The organism is Pseudoalteromonas sp. BMB, from assembly GCF_001709235.1.
Taxonomy (GTDB): Bacteria; Pseudomonadota; Gammaproteobacteria; order Enterobacterales; family Alteromonadaceae; genus Pseudoalteromonas; species Pseudoalteromonas maricaloris.
The window spans coordinates 1-18,899 of sequence record NZ_MBQA01000200.1 but is presented as its reverse complement, the minus strand read 5'-3'; the positions used below and the strand labels follow the sequence as shown (position 1 = coordinate 18,899).

At 43.3% G+C, this 18,899-nt stretch carries 13 protein-coding genes; 5 read left to right on the top strand and 8 right to left on the bottom strand.

Annotated elements, in window-relative coordinates; all coding sequences use genetic code 11:
- Positions 1–14: 14 nt before the first annotated feature.
- Together fre and ubiD are read right to left on the bottom strand one after the other, a co-directional pair.
- Positions 15–728, bottom strand: coding sequence for an NAD(P)H-flavin reductase (fre, locus tag BB427_RS20155; RefSeq protein ID WP_069022844.1), 714 nt, complete (start codon positions 726–728; stop codon positions 15–17).
- 77 nt (positions 729–805) lie between these two features.
- Positions 806–2,278, bottom strand: coding sequence for a 4-hydroxy-3-polyprenylbenzoate decarboxylase (gene ubiD, locus BB427_RS20150; RefSeq protein WP_069022841.1), 1,473 nt, complete (start codon positions 2,276–2,278; stop codon positions 806–808).
- Positions 2,279–2,594: 316 nt separating this feature from the next.
- Between ubiD and BB427_RS20145 the strand changes: the two genes are divergently transcribed.
- Positions 2,595–5,207 carry a sensor domain-containing protein gene (locus BB427_RS20145; RefSeq protein WP_069022838.1) on the top strand — a complete coding sequence of 871 codons (2,613 nt, stop codon included), beginning with the start codon at positions 2,595–2,597 and terminating at the stop codon, positions 5,205–5,207.
- On the opposite strand, the gene BB427_RS20140 is transcribed toward BB427_RS20145, so the two are convergent.
- Positions 5,204–5,974 (bottom strand): tetratricopeptide repeat protein, encoded by a 771-nt coding sequence (locus tag BB427_RS20140; RefSeq protein ID WP_069022836.1) that lies wholly within the window; start codon positions 5,972–5,974, stop codon positions 5,204–5,206. The two genes, BB427_RS20145 and BB427_RS20140, sit on opposite strands and share 4 nt — an antisense overlap.
- 89 nt (positions 5,975–6,063) lie before the next feature.
- On the bottom strand, positions 6,064–7,458 hold the full coding sequence (locus BB427_RS20135; protein WP_069022833.1) for a M20/M25/M40 family metallo-hydrolase: 1,395 nt from the start codon (positions 7,456–7,458) through the stop codon (positions 6,064–6,066).
- Positions 7,459–7,649: 191 nt separating this feature from the next.
- On the opposite strand from BB427_RS20135, the gene dbpA reads away from it, so the two are divergent.
- Entirely contained in the window at positions 7,650–9,032 is a 1,383-nt protein-coding gene (gene dbpA, locus BB427_RS20130) for an ATP-dependent RNA helicase DbpA (protein WP_045989743.1), read from the top strand.
- Here the strand turns inward: dbpA and BB427_RS20125 are convergent.
- The gene (locus BB427_RS20125) at positions 9,021–9,605 is read right to left on the bottom strand and encodes a DNA-J related domain-containing protein (RefSeq protein ID WP_069022830.1); all 585 of its coding nucleotides are present in this window, start codon (positions 9,603–9,605) and stop codon (positions 9,021–9,023) included. The two genes, dbpA and BB427_RS20125, sit on opposite strands and share 12 nt — an antisense overlap.
- A 71-nt stretch (positions 9,606–9,676) precedes the next feature.
- Between BB427_RS20125 and BB427_RS20120 the strand changes: the two genes are divergently transcribed.
- Positions 9,677–12,511, top strand: coding sequence for a response regulator (locus BB427_RS20120; RefSeq protein ID WP_069022828.1), 2,835 nt, complete (start codon positions 9,677–9,679; stop codon positions 12,509–12,511).
- On the opposite strand, the gene BB427_RS20115 is transcribed toward BB427_RS20120, so the two are convergent.
- The 3 genes from BB427_RS20115 to trxA all read right to left on the bottom strand — a co-directional run bounded on the left by BB427_RS20115 (position 12,508) and on the right by trxA (position 15,700).
- Positions 12,508–13,770, bottom strand: a complete 1,263-nt coding sequence (locus BB427_RS20115; protein ID WP_069022825.1) for a methyl-accepting chemotaxis protein — start codon at positions 13,768–13,770, stop codon at positions 12,508–12,510. The two genes, BB427_RS20120 and BB427_RS20115, sit on opposite strands and share 4 nt — an antisense overlap.
- Before the next feature lie 138 nt (positions 13,771–13,908).
- Positions 13,909–15,168, bottom strand: coding sequence for a transcription termination factor Rho (gene rho / locus BB427_RS20110; protein WP_010378171.1), 1,260 nt, complete (start codon positions 15,166–15,168; stop codon positions 13,909–13,911).
- 205 nt (positions 15,169–15,373) lie between these two features.
- Positions 15,374–15,700: a thioredoxin TrxA gene (gene trxA / locus BB427_RS20105; RefSeq protein WP_010378172.1), complete on the bottom strand. Its 327-nt coding sequence runs from the start codon at positions 15,698–15,700 to the stop codon at positions 15,374–15,376.
- A 91-nt stretch (positions 15,701–15,791) separates the two neighbouring features.
- Between trxA and rhlB the strand changes: the two genes are divergently transcribed.
- Positions 15,792–17,072 carry an ATP-dependent RNA helicase RhlB gene (rhlB, locus tag BB427_RS20100; protein ID WP_045989747.1) on the top strand — a complete coding sequence of 427 codons (1,281 nt, stop codon included), beginning with the start codon at positions 15,792–15,794 and terminating at the stop codon, positions 17,070–17,072.
- 52 nt (positions 17,073–17,124) lie between these two features.
- A complete protein-coding gene (gppA, locus tag BB427_RS20095) occupies positions 17,125–18,633 on the top strand; it encodes a guanosine-5'-triphosphate,3'-diphosphate diphosphatase (RefSeq protein ID WP_069022823.1) in 1,509 nt (502 codons plus the stop codon).
- Positions 18,634–18,899 lie beyond the last annotated feature (266 nt).

The window sequence follows — 18,899 nt, the reverse complement described above, 5'->3', positions numbered from 1 at the left end:
ATCCGCAGCTCAGGTTACTTAATAAACGCAAAAGCGTCGGCGTACATAAAGTCACGCTCAGCACCATGATTGATAAAGTCATCACGCACGATGCCAATCATGTCAAAGCGGCCTGCCATATAAATGCTGTACGGCTCTAAAGAGACGATATCTTTCATCACAGCCTGATGAACGAAACCACGATGGCCTTTCCATGCTTCACTGGCATTTTCTACCACAGGAATAAACTGAAAGTGTTTATTTGAGGCGGCCCAAGCTTCCATCTCCGCTTTTGCATATAGCGCAGCTTCTTCTTTTACACCCCAGTAAAATAATACTGGTTGGTCGTAACCCGTTTCAGCCAAGTGATCGGCCATAGATTTGACATATGAAAATCCAGTACCGCCGGCAAGGAGTACTAGCGGACGCGCTTGATCAACACGGATCTGAGATACGCCAAGACCAACTTCTAATGCAACGGTTTGCTTTGTATCAAAAGCGTTACGTAGGTGATCTAGTGACTGCATGGCATAAGAGTCAGCGCCAGAAGCACCGATATGTAGCTCTAACTGCTCTGTTTTTGAAGGGCTGCTGGCAATCGAGAAAGCACGTTTGTCTTTTTCACCAAGTACCAATTGCAGATACTGGCCGGCTTCGAATTGCACCGCATCTTCAGGTTTTAATATAACTTTGTGAACAAATTCCGTAAGAGGTGTAATTGAGACAACCTCTGCTGCTAATACTTGCATGTGTTACCTTTATTAAGCACGTGGCTAAAGTCTGTGCACTCTAGCATAGCTGAGTGCACAATGTTAGATGATATATGTCATTTGATGGTGATCCCTAGGGTATCCCAAATTTCGTCAACGCGTTGTTTAACCTCGGGATCCATAACGATAGGCTCGCCCCATTCACGGTCGGTTTCACCCGGCCATTTGTTGGTTGCGTCCATACCCATTTTAGAACCAAGGCCGGATACAGGGGAAGCAAAATCGAGGTAATCGATAGGCGTGCTTTCAACTAAGGTGGTGTCTCTTGCGGGATCCATACGTGTTGTTATCGCCCAAATCACATCATTCCAGTCGCGAGCATTTACATCATCATCGCAAACAATGACAAACTTGGTGTACATAAATTGTCTAAGGAAAGACCATACGCCCATCATCACGCGTTTAGCATGCCCCGGATACTGCTTTTTCATGGTGACGACCGCCATGCGGTATGAGCAGCCTTCTGGTGGAAGGTAAAAATCGACGATTTCCGGAAATTGCTTTTGTAAAATCGGTACGAACACTTCGTTAAGGGCAACACCAAGAATAGCTGGCTCATCAGGCGGACGGCCGGTATAAGTGCTGTGATAAATCGGATCTTTGCGATGCGTCATATGGGTGACAGTCATTACAGGGAAGTCGTCAACTTCATTGTAGTAGCCAGTGTGATCGCCATATGGACCTTCTGGCGCAAGTTCGCCCGGTTGAATATATCCTTCTAAGACGATTTCGGCACTCGCTGGTACTTGCAGTTCATTAGAAATAGATTTAACGACCTGTGTCTTACTACCACGCAGTAGACCTGCAAATGCGTATTCGCTTAGCGTATCTGGAACCGGAGTTACCGCACCTAAAATCGTCGCCGGATCAGCGCCAAGTGCAACAGATACCGGATATGGTTCGCCCGGATGCTCTTTGCACCACTCCTGAAAATCAAGCGCGCCGCCGCGATGTGATAGCCAGCGCATAATAATTTTGTTTTTACCCAATAGCTGCTGACGATAAATCCCTAGGTTCTGACGCTTTTTATAAGGACCTTTGGTTACCGTTAACCCCCATGTGATTAAAGGTGCGGCATCACCAGGCCAGCAATGTTGAATAGGTAGTGTCGTGAGATCGACCTCATCACCGCTCAAAACGACTTCTTGGCATGGTGCTTTTTTCACTTCTTTGGCGGGCATATTCAACACTTGTTTGAATACCGGTAGCTGGCCAATGGCTTCTTTAATTCCCTTCGGTGGATCGGGTTCTTTTAAAAAAGCGAGTAACTTGCCGACTTCTCTTAGTTCACTGACATCGCTTTGTCCCATCCCCATTGCAACGCGCTTTGGTGTGCCAAATAGGTTAGCCAGTACCGGAATGTCATAACCTACAGGGTTTTCAAATAGGATAGCGGGTCCACCTGCTCGCAGCGTTCGATCTGCAATTTCAGTCATTTCTAGTTTGGTGGAAATGGGCTGCTTGACGCGAACAAGTTCTCCTTGTTTTTCAAGCTGGGCTATAAAATCTCGTAAGTCTTGGTATTTCATCGGCGCACTATGAGTTGAGTTTGGCCTAGTATATCAACTAGGCATATTTTTCCTAGCTGTACGGATGGGATGGTAAAAAGGTTTAGTGACTCACTTTTACGTCTACACTATTGCGAAATAGACTACACTTTCAGAACTTATCGGCTTGTCAGTACGCCAGAGCAAGTGTATAAATTGTTATAAAATGATGTGTGTGTTGAGTTGTTTTGATATGAAACAAGCAAAAATCGACTTTCGATGTAGCTCACATACCCTTTGCGCTATAGTCGCCGCGGTTGCATAAAACGATATCCTGAGGGGTCTGAGTTTGAAGTTGATGTCAAAATTGCTCGGGGGGCTGCTGTTGCTGTTTTGTATTTCAGCACCAGCTAACGAGTTACCATATTATACTTTTTCTAATCATAGTGCGGTGATGTTGATCATCGAGCCCACGTCTGGAAAAATTTTAGATGCCAATAAGGCTGCATCCGCATTTTATGGTTATAGCGAGGCGGTACTAGAATCAAAAGTCATTCAAGATATTAACTTATTTACTGCCGAGCAGGTTGCCAATGAGCGTCAAGCGGCTTTAAATGAAGGCCGTAACTATTTTATCTTCCAACATCAAACTGCAGACGGTAGTGTGAAAACAGTAAGTGTTCACTCGACACCATTTGAAGATAGCGATGGCAAACCTAGGTTACTTTCTATCATTCAAGATATGAGTGAGCAGCGTAAGCTACAGCAAGATCTTTGGCATTACCAAGCCAATCTTGAACAACAGGTCATGCTGCAGACTGAAAAAATCAAGCAAGCCAATATGGTACAGGTCATTTTGTTAACTGCGGTAATTGCTGTGCTTATTCTATCGATGGCGGTGTTGATGACCGTTTTGGTCAGGCTAAGGCGCTCCAATCAGCGAGCACAAGACCAAGGTGCGAAACTTAGTGCCATTTTTGATGGTATTAAAGCATATCTGGTGTTTACGGATGAAACTCATCACATTGAAGCCGCTAATGGCTCAGTGTTAAAGGATTTTGATAGTTTAGAATCGTTAAAATCAAAATCTATTTATACCTTATTTGATGTGCTTGATAGTGAAAAGCTGCTAACGGAAGGAACGCTTGAGTGCCAACTTGATGCGCGTTTTGGCTATCGCAATGTTCGGGTTTCTTGTGCCCCCGTCGTAAGCGAAACGCAAGCAAAGCTTGGTTTTATCTATGTTATTCAGGATATTACGGAAGAACTTGAGAACGAAAGAGAACAGCGCTTGGCAAGTACGGTATTTGCGACAACCACTGAAGGTGTGTTGGTCTCCGACAAACATAATCAAATCCAAATGGTAAATCGCGCATTTAGCGAAATTACAGGCTTTGGCATGGATGAAGTGATTGGGGAAACGCCGGCAATCCTGAATTCTGGACGTCACGATGAGCGCTTTTTCAACGCGTTATATGATGACTTGGTTAATAAAGGCCATTGGGAAGGAGAGATTTGGAACAAGCGCAAAAATGGTGAAATTTATCCGAGTTGGCTGCAGGTATCCGCAGTATTTAATGAAGCTCGGGAAATTGATATGTATGTAGCCCTATTCAGCGATATTACCTCGAGAAAACGTAATGAACAGTTGATGTGGCAGCAAGCCAACTTTGACAGTTTGACGGGCCTTGCAAATCGCCATCATTATCACGTTAAATTTGATTTAGCGTTAAAACGAGCAGCTCAACTAGAAGAGCGCTTTGCCATTTGTTTTATCGATCTTGACCGCTTTAAAGCAGTGAATGATACGCTTGGGCACCATATTGGTGATCTATTACTCAAAGAAGCAGCAAACCGTATTAATGAGTGCGTGCGCAGCTCTGATACCGTTGCAAGGTTAGGTGGGGATGAGTTTGCTTTATTGCTACAAGATATAAGTTCTATTAGTGATTTAGAGCTGGTTGCGACGAAAATTTTACGTGCGTTAGCCAACCCTTTTCATTTGGAAGGGCACGAAGCTTATGTATCCGGTAGTATGGGGATCACGCTTTACCCAGATGACGGCACCGATCGAAAAATTTTGCTCCGTAATGCCGACAGTGCAATGTATAAAGCCAAGGAACATGGTCGCGACTGTTTTCAATTCTATACTTCAGCGATGCATCAACATGCCAAAGCGCGTAGTGTGTTAGAAAGTGCTTTGCATAAAGCACTGTCTAATCGAGAATTATCACTGGTGTACCAGCCCATTTTTTCACAGCTTGGTAGCGGCGACCTCGTTGGTTGCGAGGTGTTGTTAAGATGGAAAAGTGAGTTGCTGGGCCATGTTTCACCCGATCAGTTTATTCCCGTTTGCGAAGAACTAGGCCTTATCTTACCCATTGGAGAGTGGGTGCTGTATCACGCTTGTTCTCAAGTTAAAGCCTGGCAAGACAACTACGGTAGACCCTTATTTATTGCAGTTAACGTTTCTAGTATCCAGTTTAAACGCCAAGATATGGTCGAGCTAGTAAGGAAGGTACTTAGAGATACCAAACTGGAAGCAAAATATCTGACATTGGAAATCACAGAGTCGGTACTGGTTGAAAACTCAGACAAAATATTGTCACAACTAAAAGCATTAAGAGAAATGGGCGTAGAACTGGCAATTGACGACTTTGGTACTGGATATTCGTCGTTGAGTTACCTCAAGCGCTTCCCGCTTTCTAAATTGAAAATTGATAGAACCTTTATTCGTGATTTACCTGAAGATGAAGAAGATAAAGCACTCGTCAGTGCGATTATCTTGATGGCGCATAAATTGAACTTAAGGGTCATTGCGGAAGGGGTTGAAACCCCTGCACAATGCATGTTTTTAAAGAATTTACTGTGTGATATGACACAAGGCTATTTTCATTCTAAGCCTGTGGCACAACAAGAGTTTGAAGCAAACGTTTTGACTATGCAGTATCACAAGCAAAGTCACAGTTAACAAGGGTGGTCTTGGCATAAATTAGCCAGAGCCGTTTGTGCTTTATGATTACCTTGCTCGGCAGCAAGTTTAAGCCAGTGGATCGCTTTTTTAATGTCTTTTGCACCGCCTTCACCATCGCGAAGCATTGTCCCATAGTTATATTGTGCCCAAGGGTTGCCAGTTTTAGCCGCTGCTGCAAATCCCGTTATTGCTTCTTCAAAGTTTCCTTGGCTGTAAGCGTGAATTGCTTCTTGATTCTGTGCTGAAATTTTAGGTCCATTGTATAGCGGCTTCGGCTTTTTAAATCGTTGTCTAACAACGCCGCCAAGCACATGGATCCCGACGGGTCTGTAGACTGAGACTATGGTGTCATCGTCAAGTAAGTCTAATAGGTTATCTTTTTCTAGCGTCAGCCTTTGTGGTTTAAAATAGTGATCGGTCATTAGCATGCTGACACGGATATCTCGGGTGATGTTACGCATCGTACGGTAAGTGTAGGCGCTTTCCTTTACTTCAATGTTGTCATCTGTCAGCTCAGTAATTTGTAAGACCTGAAAAGCCGGATCATAAGCTTGCCCTATGTTTTTACCAGCATCGAAAATAATCAGGTCATCGATTTGTGGGGATGCTAAGTATGTTTGATAACTAGCGATTTGTTGTTGATGTTGGTTATAAAAGTAAAGTGCAATAGTGACCACAATCAGTGCCGACACGGCAACTTTATATTTACTGATAACGTTGAATATTGTGTCGTAAAAGGAAAAAAATACGCTTTTGATTTCCATATTCTATTAGTTAGTTAGGTGTGGGTATGTCTAAGGTAGGCAACTTGAGTGTAGGGGACAAGTGTACTTGTCCCCATAAGTGTAAGATTTTATTTCCCTGCCATTTTCGTTTTGGCGTCGGCTGCCATTAGGGCAAATACAGCGTATGCCGCGGTATTTTGCTTTAACTTTGCCGGATCGACTTTATCAAGCGTGTCATCAGCTGTGTGGTGATAATCAAAATAATCCGTGCCATCTTGGTGTAAAGCGAAGATTGGCGCCGATGTGGCATTTTTCAGCGGAATTAAGTCAGGACCACCATGTGCGCTATTCTTGCCAATATAAGTAACGCCGAGCGGCGCTAGCTGCTTTGCAATCTCGCGCACAACTGGTAAAGAGGCGGCATTTACGTTTGACTCAAACGCATACACTACATCTGCACCAAAATCGGACTCTGACGCGGCCACAATGCGGTCTAATTCTGCCTGATGCTTTTTAAAATAAGCTTTTGCTCCCCAGAGACCGAGTTCTTCTGCTGCAAATAGGACTACGCGGACACTACGTTTAGGGCGTTTTACATCGGCAATGTGCTTTGCTGCTGCCATCGTTAATGCAACACCAGCGCCATCATCGAGTGCACCAGTACCCAGATCCCAAGAGTCTAAGTGACCACCAATTAAGACATATTGCTCTGGAAATTCGGTGCCCGTGAATTCACCGATGACGTTGTAACTGGTTCCTTCACCTAAGTCCTCGGTTTGAATATTTAGCGCGACTTTAACGGCATGACCTGAGTTGATAAGGCGTGCTAGCTGATCCGCATCAGGGTTGGCAACTGCAGTGGACGGGATCTTTGTCACTCCCGCTTTATAGTGACTGCCGCCAGTGTGTGCGAAGCGGTGGTGGCTGGTGCTGACCGAGCGCATCATATAGGCGATAGCGCCTTTTTTAGCCGCTTCTACGGCGCCGCTATTACGAGCTCTTACCGCAGGTCCATAGCCATTACCATCAATGTCGCGGTTCATGCGGTAATTAATAAAAGCTATTTTACCTTTTAAGCTATTGTTTGGCGCGGCAATCAGCTCATCGAGAGTTTCAAATAAAACTACCTCACCACTTAGCCCATCTTTTGGTGTGCTGACGCTGTTACCGAGCGCAGTAAGGTGTAGCGGTTGTTCGCTCGGTATCAGGATTTTTGCAGACTCATGGTAGCGGCGCCATTCAGGAAAGGTTGCTTCCTCAAGCCAGACTTTGTCAAAGCCCAATTGCTCAAGTTGTTTCTTTGCCCAAGCTACCGCTTTTTTATCATTTTCGGTACCCGGTAAGCGTGGGCCTACTTCTGTGGTGAGGGATTCTAGTAGTTGCCAACTTAGGTTGCTGTGGCTTGCGGCTTCTCTAACTTGTTTAACGTGTTCTAATTGTTGTGTAGTAAATTCTTCGGCTTGCAGTGCTGTACTCAAACCTGCGCTTAATAAACCAAATGCCAATAGTGATTTAAACTTCATGATAATCCTTGGTAAAAATGGAGTTACCGAGAGATTAAAGCATAAATTGTGATGTAAGTCCGTGTATTGCGATGAGGATAATTCATCCACAATCTAGGGGCGCTTTATCTTGGAATAATAGAGTAAAGCGGTTAGCGAATTTAAACATTTGGTATAAAATACGCGATTAAGATAGCGAATAGGAAAGCACTGTGTCGATCACTTCATTTTCTCAATTACCTCTAAACCAAGCGCTTGCTCAGCGCCTTGTAGATCTTAACTACATGGTGCCAACAGCAGTACAGTCTGTGAGTTTAGCGCCGGCGCTGACTGGACGAGATTTAGTCGTGAAAGGGAAAACCGGATCTGGTAAAACATTGGTGTTTTCACTTGCGCTGCTGAATAAGTTGCAGCCCGAGTGCAATGAGGTTCAGGCTTTGGTGTTATGTCCAACGAGAGAGTTGGCTGATCAAGTCGCACAAGAGATCAGAAAAGTTGCGGCTTTAATTGGTAACGTCAAAGTGCAAACACTCTGCGGAGGAACGCCAATTGAACCTCAAACACGGGCGTTGCAACATGGCGCGCATATTGTTGTTGGTACACCTGGTCGGGTTGAAGAGCATGTTTTTAATGGCTCACTCATGCTAACTGAAACGCAGACTGTGGTATTCGACGAAGCTGATCAGATGCTGGATATGGGCTTTACAGAAACGCTAGAAAGCATTTTAGTGTATGTGCCTGAAGTTCGACAAACACTAATGTTTAGTGCGACTTACCCAGATAAGATCATGAAACTGGCGAAGCAATATATGCGTGAGCCAGAGTTTGTTGAAGCGAAAGAAGAACAAGCACACCACAGCATTAAGCAAACCTTTTATAAGTTAGACAACAATAAAATGCGCTTTAACGCACTAAGAGTGCTGTTAATGCAGCACCAGCCGCAAAGCTGTATCGTTTTTTGTAATACCAAAGCTGAGACTAAGCGACTATTTGAAGAATTACGTCAAACAGGGCTTGCTTGTGTCGAGTTACATGGCGATTTAGATCAAGGTGAACGTGAGTGGTCATTGCTCACTTTTGCCAACAAGAGTGCCAATATTTTAGTTGCCACTGACGTGGCCGCTCGAGGGCTCGACGTTGAGGAAGTTGAGCTTGTGGTTAACTATCATTTGGCGCTTGAGCCGCAGACGCATATTCACCGTGTTGGTCGTACGGGTCGGGGGGAGCACAAAGGTATCGCAGTATCTCTTTATGGAGAAAAAGAAGCCTTCAAAATAAAACAGTTGGCGGAAATATATGGTCAAGAGCTAAAACATGGCACGTTGCCGGGTCATTCACTGCTCGAAAAACCAGCCTATAAGTCGAATATGGTGACCCTCATGATTGAAGGCGGAAAGCAGCAAAAACTCCGCAAAGGAGATATCGTCGGCAGTTTGACTGGTGAAGAAGGCATAAGCTTTAAGCAAATTGGTAAAATCAATATTTATGATGTGCAAACATTCGTGGCTGTAAAACGCGAGGCAGTGAAGCCTGCACTACGTAAGCTTAACAATAGTAAGATTAAAAATAAGCGCTATAAAGCCTTACGTGCTTAAGGCCTGCTTGAGTATTTCATACTCGTTCATTAAGCGTTTGAATGTTTCCTCATCACCTGATTTATCCGGGTGATGAGTCAGGGCTTGTTTTCTCCAACATTGGCTTAACATCCTGCGATCATAACCTTCAGGTAGCTGCCAGCGCGTTCTAATCGCGTTTAATTCGTCAGGTTTGATGGCAAGTTGCTGGCGAGCGCCGCTAAATGTAAATTGTTGCCAAAAATTATCTAACAGAGTACTCACTTCTTCACTACTGGTTTCGTAATACTGCCAGTCTAAATAATAACTTCTGAGCGGATCATCTAACGCTAATGGATGTTCATCTAATTGTGGAACTAGATAAATATTGAGAGCTTCTACATGTAGATATTGGCCCTCAGCGAACACTTCTTGCTGGAGTTGATACAAGGCATTCATGATCAGGAAGTTACGTTTAAATAGATTTTTATTTTCATCTTCATCAAGGCGAGGTAGTTGCTGTTGTTCCATCAGAGCGGCGGCAATAGTGTGCACTTTTAAAGATTGATTTTGACAAATTAGTCTAAAAATAACATCTGTTAGCGGATTGAACATTGTCGCCTCTTTAGTCTTGGTGTATCTTCACACTACCACGCAGACTAAATGATAAGCAATGGAGAGCAACAATGAATTTATCGAGGCTACTAAAGCCCTGGTCTGTGTTTGCCTGTAGCCTGTGTTTCTCCAGTTGTTTTCAAGTTAACGCCACGCTAAATGATAGTACCCTTGCTGAGCGGATCTCAGAGGTTGAGCAAACCACCAATTGGCAACAACAAAAAATGCTGGGCACTGAGTTGCTCACGGAGCAAAACCTAGGAAAGACAAGAAAAATAGAGCTTTTGCTTAGTCTAGGTAAATCTGCTTACAAACAAAATCAATTCAAAGATGCACTCGTTTTTCTCAATCAGTTAGAGTTGATAACGCAATCAGATAGACTGAGTGACAACCATTTTTCAGCGGTAAAGGTTCAAGGGATCTGCTACTTTTACCTTGGTCATTATCAACAGGCAATTGAGTTTTACTCACGGGCATTAGCGTTAGCTGAGCAACGTAATGTCCCCATCGAAATGGCTAATTTACATAGTAATTTGGGGTTAGCGTATTTTAATAGCTTCACACTTGACTTGGCACTACATAATTATTTAAAAGCAGATGAGCTTTACCAAGAGTTTGGCGATGCTCAAGATCATGCCGATATTTTACTGAATATATCGGGTGTTTATATTCGCCAAGGAGCCTATGACAAAGCGGAAGAAATGCTCCATGAAGCCCTAAACGCATTCGTCGAGCTAAACGATGAATATGGTGTTGCGCTAGCTCAAGCAGATCTTGGCGTGCTATACACTGAGACTAAACGTCCCGCGCTTGCCAAAGCGTCGTACCAAGCAGCAATTGCTTATTATGAAGCGCAGAATGACGTCCGCCACTTGTCATTTGAATATGGCAACCTTGCTTTATTGAGCTATTCACAAAACCAATTAGAATTAGCCGAAAAAGAAGCAAACTTTGCGCTCTATTATGCTGAAAAAGCTCAGAATCCTGCCAACCTCATGGAAGCTCAGTTCACCTTAGCACAAATCTTCTTTGCTCAAGGGCGGCTAACAGAAGCGCTGACTAATGCAGAACAAAGTTTAGCGGCTAGTCGGGTTATGCATGAACAGAAAAGAGAGCGTATGGCACTTCGTTTGTTAGCGCTGATTGAGGCTGCACAAGGAAATATTAAGCGCGCTAGAGATTATGACTCACAAAATTTGGAAGCGCAAAACCGCTTGATGAATGATGACATGCTGAAACGGATTAATGACTATCGTGCTAAGTATGAGGCTAGTGAGCTTTCTCGAGAAGTCGAAGTGCTCAAGCAAGAACAAAAATTACAGCTACTGAAAGAGGAGCAGCGCAGCCAATTACAATTGTTGGGTGTTATCATCGCGCTATTAACCTTACTGACCACTTTCGCACTCTATCGACGTAAGGTTGAGCAAAGAGCAAAACTAGAGTTAAGCCAAAAAGTAGCGTTGAGAACATCTGAGCTCCAGCAAAAAGCGGATGAATTAAAAGCGGCCAATCAAGTGAAAAGTCAATTTCTGGCAAACATGAGCCATGAAATCAGAACGCCACTTACTACGGTGCTGGGACATGCAGAAGACTTGTTGGTCGAACAAGATTTAAATGCTCAGGCACAAGCATCGGTCAGAACTATTTATAATCAAGGATTACATTTACGCGATCTCGTCAATGATATTTTGGATTTAAGTCGAATCGAAGCCGAGCGGTTAGAGCTAGAAGCAACTGAATTTTCGGTAAGCAGCTTACTTGCTGACTTATGCGATATGTTTCAACAAAATATACAGAGTAAGCAATTAGAGTTTATCGTCTGTGATCAGGTACGGACTAACGCTTATGTACGTTTGGATTACATTCGAGTAAAACAAATACTAATAAACTTGCTAAGTAATGCCCTAAAGTTTACCGAAAAAGGCCGTATCGAATTGGAAGTGTCTGAAACGCACCATGGTTTACAATTTGTGGTGAAGGACACCGGTATTGGTATGACTGAGCAGCAGATAGGTCGAATTTTTGATAATTTCCAACAAGCTGACAACAGTATAACAAGGCGCTTTGGTGGTTCTGGGCTGGGGTTAAGTTTGTCGAGCCAGCTTGCTCACATGATGAATGGTGAAATCAAAGTACAAAGTGTTGTCGATCATGGCAGTGCGTTTTCCTTCAGTGTACCTTGTACTGTTTATCTCAATACGGCTATTGCCGAAATTCAGGAGCCGCAATCTAAGCAACCTTTGCTCTCGGGTACAGTGCTGGTTGTGGAAGATCACCCAGAGAATCGGCAGCTATTCTCTCGGATGATTGAGCGAACTGGTGCGACGGTTATTGTAGCCGAAAATGGTGCTCGAGCGGTTGAACAGTGTCTTAGTGATTTTCCTGATTTGGTGCTTATGGACATTCAAATGCCAAGAATGGATGGGGTTGAGGCTCTTCGGATCATTCGCTCAGCGGGTTACTCTGGTCCAATATACGCATTAACCGCTAATGTGTTGATGGAAGAGGTAAAATCATATATTGACTCAGGGTTCAATGGTCACATTGGCAAGCCGATTAATAAAAATGAATTATTAGCGGTATTGAATACGCACTTAAACTTTGAGTCTGACGGCAAAGCGTATGAACTTAATATTGATTTATCGGATTTGCGAGATAGTTTCGCAAGCACTTTTGAGCAAGAGCGCTACTTGCTGATTGATGCATGGCAAAACAAAGACCTGGTCACACTTCAGACTATTTGTCATAAACTGGCTGGGGCAGCATCCATGTTTGAATTTCCGGAGCTTGCAAGCATCGCAATCGAATTTGAGAAAGTATTAAAGCAAGGAAGTGAAGACCAATTTCAATCTCTGTTTTTAGCTATGTGTGATCAGCTAAAATCTCAAGAATCATTAGCCTCCTAAAATAGCTCTATATCGTCGGAATCATCCACCTTTAGATTGTCAGGTTGCTCATCATCACTGATAGATACTCGGGAGCTGTCTTTTCTGGTATCGAGTTCTGGCGTGTAATCTGAAATCTTAAACATGGATAACTTTGAATGAATACTTTGCGAAAGGGCTATGAGGTCACGATTGGAGACGGCCTGTATTTTGGTACTTGAAAGGGCATCGGAATTCAGGTGTACCATTGACTCTATACTTTCTTGAGCTGCGTCAGAGGCTTGTTTCTGCTCTTCAACTTGTTGATGAATGTCATGGGACATTTGGTTGATAGAAAGCATCGCATTTTCTATTTCATCCACTTCTTTTGTAGAAGCTTCGCTTAATTTTACGGTGTTATCTGTTTCCTTTAGTGCCGCTTGCATCAGCGCATAAACAGAATCTGTACCGGATTGTATTTTTCTTATGACTTGGCTTACTTCCTTGGTTGATTGACTCGTTCGTGCTGCCAGATTACGCACTTCGTCAGCAACGACGGCAAAGCCTCGTCCTAACTCGCCTGCTCGTGCGGCCTCAATTGCGGCATTCAGTGCAAGTAAGTTGGTTTGCTCTGCAATACCGTTAATGACTTCAAGCACAGAACTAATTTCATTGCTGTCAGTTTTGAGCAATTCTATTTGTTCACTGGTTTTCTTGATGTTGTCTGCAAGTGTTAGCAGACTTTCTTGGCTTTTATCGGTATCTAATCGGGTCTGTTTCACTGCCGTTGTGGCATTCTCTACAGATGCGTAGATCTGCTCTAAGCTAGTATCTAAACGCGCAGAAATCTCTAACATAGACTGTATTGAGGTAGCTAAGTATTCACCGTGAGTGTGCTGAAGTGTTGCCTTTTGTGTCATGGATGCATAGGTATCTCTTAAGCTATCCGCCATTGGGTGAAGTCGAGAAGAAGATGCGTACACTTCACTAATTATATGTTCTATAACGGCGAAGCAATCATTCATTAGTAGGCAGGACTTAGAAATATTTTTATCTTGTTCGTTAAAGCGATATGTTAGGTCGACACCATTGTCACTGATAAAATTGCGAACTAGATGCTCCATATCTTTTTCAGCAGAAGAGGCTTTTTTTAAACATAATAATTGCAATAATGCCCCGAGTGTTAAAGCGCTAACTGCGACGGCCACTCTAGCCTCATCAGAGGATAGTAAGGTAATAGCGAGTGTTACTGAAGCCAAGTTAAAAAGCGTGACAGCGGCAATAATACGACTCGGCTTCATTCTAAGTCCCTAGGTTCATTATTCAAATTTGGTTTAAATTCACTAGGTAAGGTATAGAACAAAAACAGGCAGTTGGCGAACCTGAAACGCAAAAAGCCAGCATAAGCTGGCCTTTCAATAACTAGACTTAGAGTCTACTTACTTACGACGCATTGAGTCGAAAAACTCATCGTTTGTTTTGCTCATGGAAAGCTTATCAATAAGGAATTCCATCGCATCGATTTCACTCATTTCATGCACAATCTTACGCAAGATCCACATTTTCTGAAGTTCGTCAGTTTTCGTTAGTAGCTCTTCACGACGAGTACCTGAGCGGTTGAAGTCGATAGCTGGGAATACACGTTTTTCCGCAATCTTACGGTTTAGGTGTAGTTCCATGTTACCCGTACCTTTAAACTCTTCGTAGATAACTTCATCCATCTTAGAGCCGGTATCGATAAGTGCCGTTGCGATGATGGTTAAGCTTCCGCCTTCCTCAACATTACGCGCAGCGCCAAAGAAGCGCTTAGGCTTGTGAAGTGCATTGGCATCAACACCACCGGTTAATACTTTACCTGATGAAGGAATAACTGTGTTGTATGCTCGAGCAAGACGTGTAATTGAATCAAGTAGAATAATAACATCCTTCTTATGCTCAACTAAGCGTTTGGCTTTTTCGATTACCATTTCTGCTACCTGAACGTGGCGGTTAGCTGGTTCATCAAACGTAGAGGCAATAACTTCACCTTGAACAAGGCGCTGCATCTCAGTTACTTCTTCCGGACGCTCATCGATAAGTAGTACCATCAAAGTTGCATCTGGGTTGTTGTATGTGATGGACTGAGCAATGTTTTGTAGCAACATTGTCTTACCTGCCTTTGGTGGTGCAACGATAAGTGCACGCTGACCTTTACCGATTGGAGAGGCAAGGTCTAACACTCGAGCGGTAATATCTTCGGTACTACCATTACCGCGTTCCATTACCATACGCTCATTAGCATGAATAGGCGTTAAGTTTTCGAATAGGATTTTGGTACGAGAGTTTTCAGGCTTATCGAAGTTAACTTCATTAACTTTCAATAATGCAAAATATCTTTCGCCATCTTTTGGTGGTCTGATTAAACCAACGATGGTATCACCGGTACGCAGGCTGAAACGTCTAATCTGGCTCGGAGAAACATAAATATCATCAGGGCCAGCTAGGTAAGATGCTTCTGAAGAACGTAAAAAGCCGAAGCCATCTTGTAAAATTTCTAAAACACCGCCGCCGTATATATTTTCGCCGCTTTTCGCGTGCGCTTTCAAAATAGCAAAGATAATATCTTGTTTTCTTAAACGAGCTACGTTTTCAAGTCCCATGGACTCAGCAAGTTTTACAAGTTCATTGATTGACTTGTCTTTTAATTCGCGTAAATGCATATTGGTGGGTTCTTTATTACAGTTGTCATTCTCGTTAGTTTTACGAGAGAGGTTGATTTGATAAAGCTTAAAGGTTTGTGGCTTTATAAGTTAGCAGCTAGGCGTCGGGTCGTCCAGTGTTTATACAAATTTTATTCTATTAAAAATGATATAGATCAGCGTCACAACTGCGGCAGTTATGCCGCAGAGTGTGTAACAACTTGAATTACAGGTTGTTTTCTAGGAACTCAACGAGTTGAGTCTTAGAAAGAGCACCAACTTTAGTTGCTGCTACTGCACCATCTTTAAACAGTAATAGTGTTGGAATACCACGGATACCGTACTTAGGTGGAGTACCTGCGTTTTGGTCGATATTTAGTTTGCCGATCGCTACGCGGTCACCGTGTGATTCTGCAACTTCATCAAGGATAGGCGCAATCATCTTACAAGGGCCACACCATTCTGCCCAGAAATCTACTAGTACAGGCTTGTCAGATTTGATTACGTCAGCTTCAAAGCTGTCATCAGTTAGTTGGATAATTTTGTCGCTCATTACGCTCTCCGTTAGAATTAGGCGAAATATTTAATGCGTATTTAAACACTCTTGTTTCTTATTGCAAGTTTAAACGTTATGCTTTATTGCTATGACTAAGACACATTTGACCAATAAAAAATTCAACGACTTTGCTTTAGCGCCGGAAGTGGTCGCCGGTTTACAGGAAAATGGCTTCGAATTTTGTACGCCAATCCAAGCAAAGTGTATACCTTACATCTGTGAAGGCCGCGATATCGCGGGTCAGGCACAAACTGGTACGGGCAAAACTCTTGCGTTTTTGACCGCGACCTGTCATCGCCTATTGCAGACTAAAAAGGATAAAAAAACGCAACCTCGTGCAATTATTATGGCACCGACTCGAGAGTTGGCTATCCAAATACATAAGGACGCGCAAGTCATTGCGCCACGTTGTGATCTTAAGCTTGCCCTTGTATATGGTGGCGAAGATTACGAAAAACAACGGGCTCAACTGGAAAAAGGCGCGGATATACTAATCGGAACGACTGGGCGTTTAATCGATTTTTATAAGCAGGGTGCTTATAACCTCAATGATATCGAAGTGGTTGTGCTAGATGAAGCAGACCGAATGTTTGATTTAGGTTTTATCAAAGACATTCGTTATTTGTTCAATCGCATGCCAGGTCGTGAAGAGCGATTAAATCTATTATTCTCTGCAACACTGTCATACAGAGTGCAAGAGTTAGCATTCGAACACATGACCAATCCTATTCATGTACAAATTGAGCCAGATGTTAAAACGGGCAAACGTATTCAAGAAGAGCTATTTCACCCGTCAACAGAGGACAAAATACCTTTACTGCTGACTTTGATTGAGGAAGAGTGGCCAGAGAAGGCAATCATTTTTGCTAATACTAAGCACAGCTGCGAAAACGTATATGCGTGGTTGAAAGCAGATGGCCACCGTGCAGGCTTGCTTACTGGAGACGTGAATCAAAAGAAACGTCAGTCAATTTTAGCGCAGTTTACGCGTGGCGATGTTGATTTACTGGTAGCGACTGATGTTGCTGCGCGTGGTTTACATATTCCTGAAGTAAGTCATGTGTTCAACTTCGACTTGCCGGATGACAGAGAAGACTACGTTCACCGCATTGGTCGTACGGGTCGAGCGGGTGCATCTGGACATGCGATTAGTTTCGCGTGCGAGCAATACGCCTATAATTTACATGAGATAGAGGAATACATAGAGCATGCAATTCCTGTTTCTCATTATGATAAAACAGCACTATTAACTGACTTGCGTGCGCCTCAAGTGAATAAACGTCGTCATTCAGGCCATGGTAATAGTGGTAACAAGCAACGTGGTGGTGGTCGCCGAACAGGTGGCTATAGAAAACCACAATCCAAGTAAACTTGGATAGTAAAGTAGTAAGCGCTTAAAGCGATTTGTTGAGGTTTAAAAAGTGGCAAAGACTGCTTCGAAGGAAGATATTTACGCTGTAATAGACTTAGGTTCTAACAGCTTTCATATGTTGATAGCGAAACATATGGCAGGCGGTATTCACACCATTGGCCGTGTGAAAAGGAAGGTGCGGCTGGCATCTGGGCTTAATGACCAAAATGAATTGTCGCTTGAGGCGATGCAAAGAGGATGGGAATGCCTTGCTTTGTTTGCTGAGCGCTTACAGGATATCCCCAAGCAAAATGTCAGTATTGTCGCGACAGCGACATTGCGTTTGGCTACTAATGCTCACACATTTATCGAAAAAGCGGAGCAGATCCTTAATCATCAGGTAAATGTGATAAGTGGAGAAGTGGAAGCAAAAACCATTTATAAAGGTGTCGCTCACACATCTGCCTGTCAAGGTAAGCAACTCGTTATTGATATCGGTGGCGCGAGTACCGAAGTCGTGATCGGAAAAGGCTTTGATGCCTTACTGTATAAAAGCTTAAATATGGGTTGTGTGACTTATCTAGATAGGTATTTCAGCGATGGCCTATTAAGTCTCGAAAACTTTGACGTTGCTGAGCAGGCTGCAAAGCAGGTAATACAGCCTATCCAGGCCAAATATATCAAGCTTGGCTGGGAGTTAGCCATTGGTGCGTCAGGTACTGTTCAAGCCATTCAGGAAATTTTCGCTGCGATGGGCGAGAATGAACAACTGACGCTAAACAAGTTGGAAGAAGTAAAGCTTAAAGCAATTGAATGTGAAACGGTGGCTGCGCTAACTTTACCTGGGCTAATTGAAGAACGCCGCTTAGTCTTTGTATCGGGCCTTGCAATTTTGATTGCACTATTCAAGTCATTGGATATTCAATCTATGGGTCTTGCCGGTGGCGCACTTCGTGAGGGTGTACTTTATAGTATGATCCCTGATTTTCAGGCTGTTGATATCTGTCAGCGCACATTGGATGGTTTCACTCAGCGTTATCATGTTGATACCGAGCAGGCGCTGCGAGTATACGAAGTTGTGTCTGATATTATCGCCCAAGTGTCATCAAGCTGGAGCCTGGATGAACAAGCGAGTCTTCACTTGGCAAAGGCAATCGCATCTCTTCATGAAATAGGCTTGCTGATCGACTATAAACAGTACCATAGACACAGCGGCTATATATTGGCGAATACTTCGATGCCTGGATATAGCAAAGCGCAAAAAGATATTATCGTTGCTATCGTTAAAAATCACAGAGCCGACCTTGTTGCCAAAGATTTTGACCGATTAGGTTGTCACTTTGAATACGCTAAGCTGTTGTGCGTCGTAGTTCGACTTGGTGTTTTACTATCTATGCGTAGAAAAGATGATGTTCTACCTAAAGTAACAGTTCAAGCCAACAATGAAGAGAAAAAGTCCCTGACAATGCAAATGCCCGATCCTTGGTTATCTCTTCATCCGTTGATGCTAGCGGAGCTCGTTCAAGAAGCGGCTTACCTATCAAAATTCGGTTGGGAATTAAAAATAGAGCGCGTTTAGCGCTCTTTTTGTTTGTAAAACATGCAAAAACAACCGTCTTAGAGTGATTTCTATCCAAACGATCTGTTTTTTGCAATTTTCTTTAAAAAAAGGGTTGCACTAAAATCGGATCGCCCTATAATGCGACCCCACTGACACGGGGCACTACGCTGAAAAGCAAAGCAGCAACGAGTTAGCGTCAAGTAAAACTTAAGTTCGAAACTTCTTCTCAAGAAATTCAAAATTAAGTGTTGACAAAAAATCGGGAATGCTTAGAATGCACATCC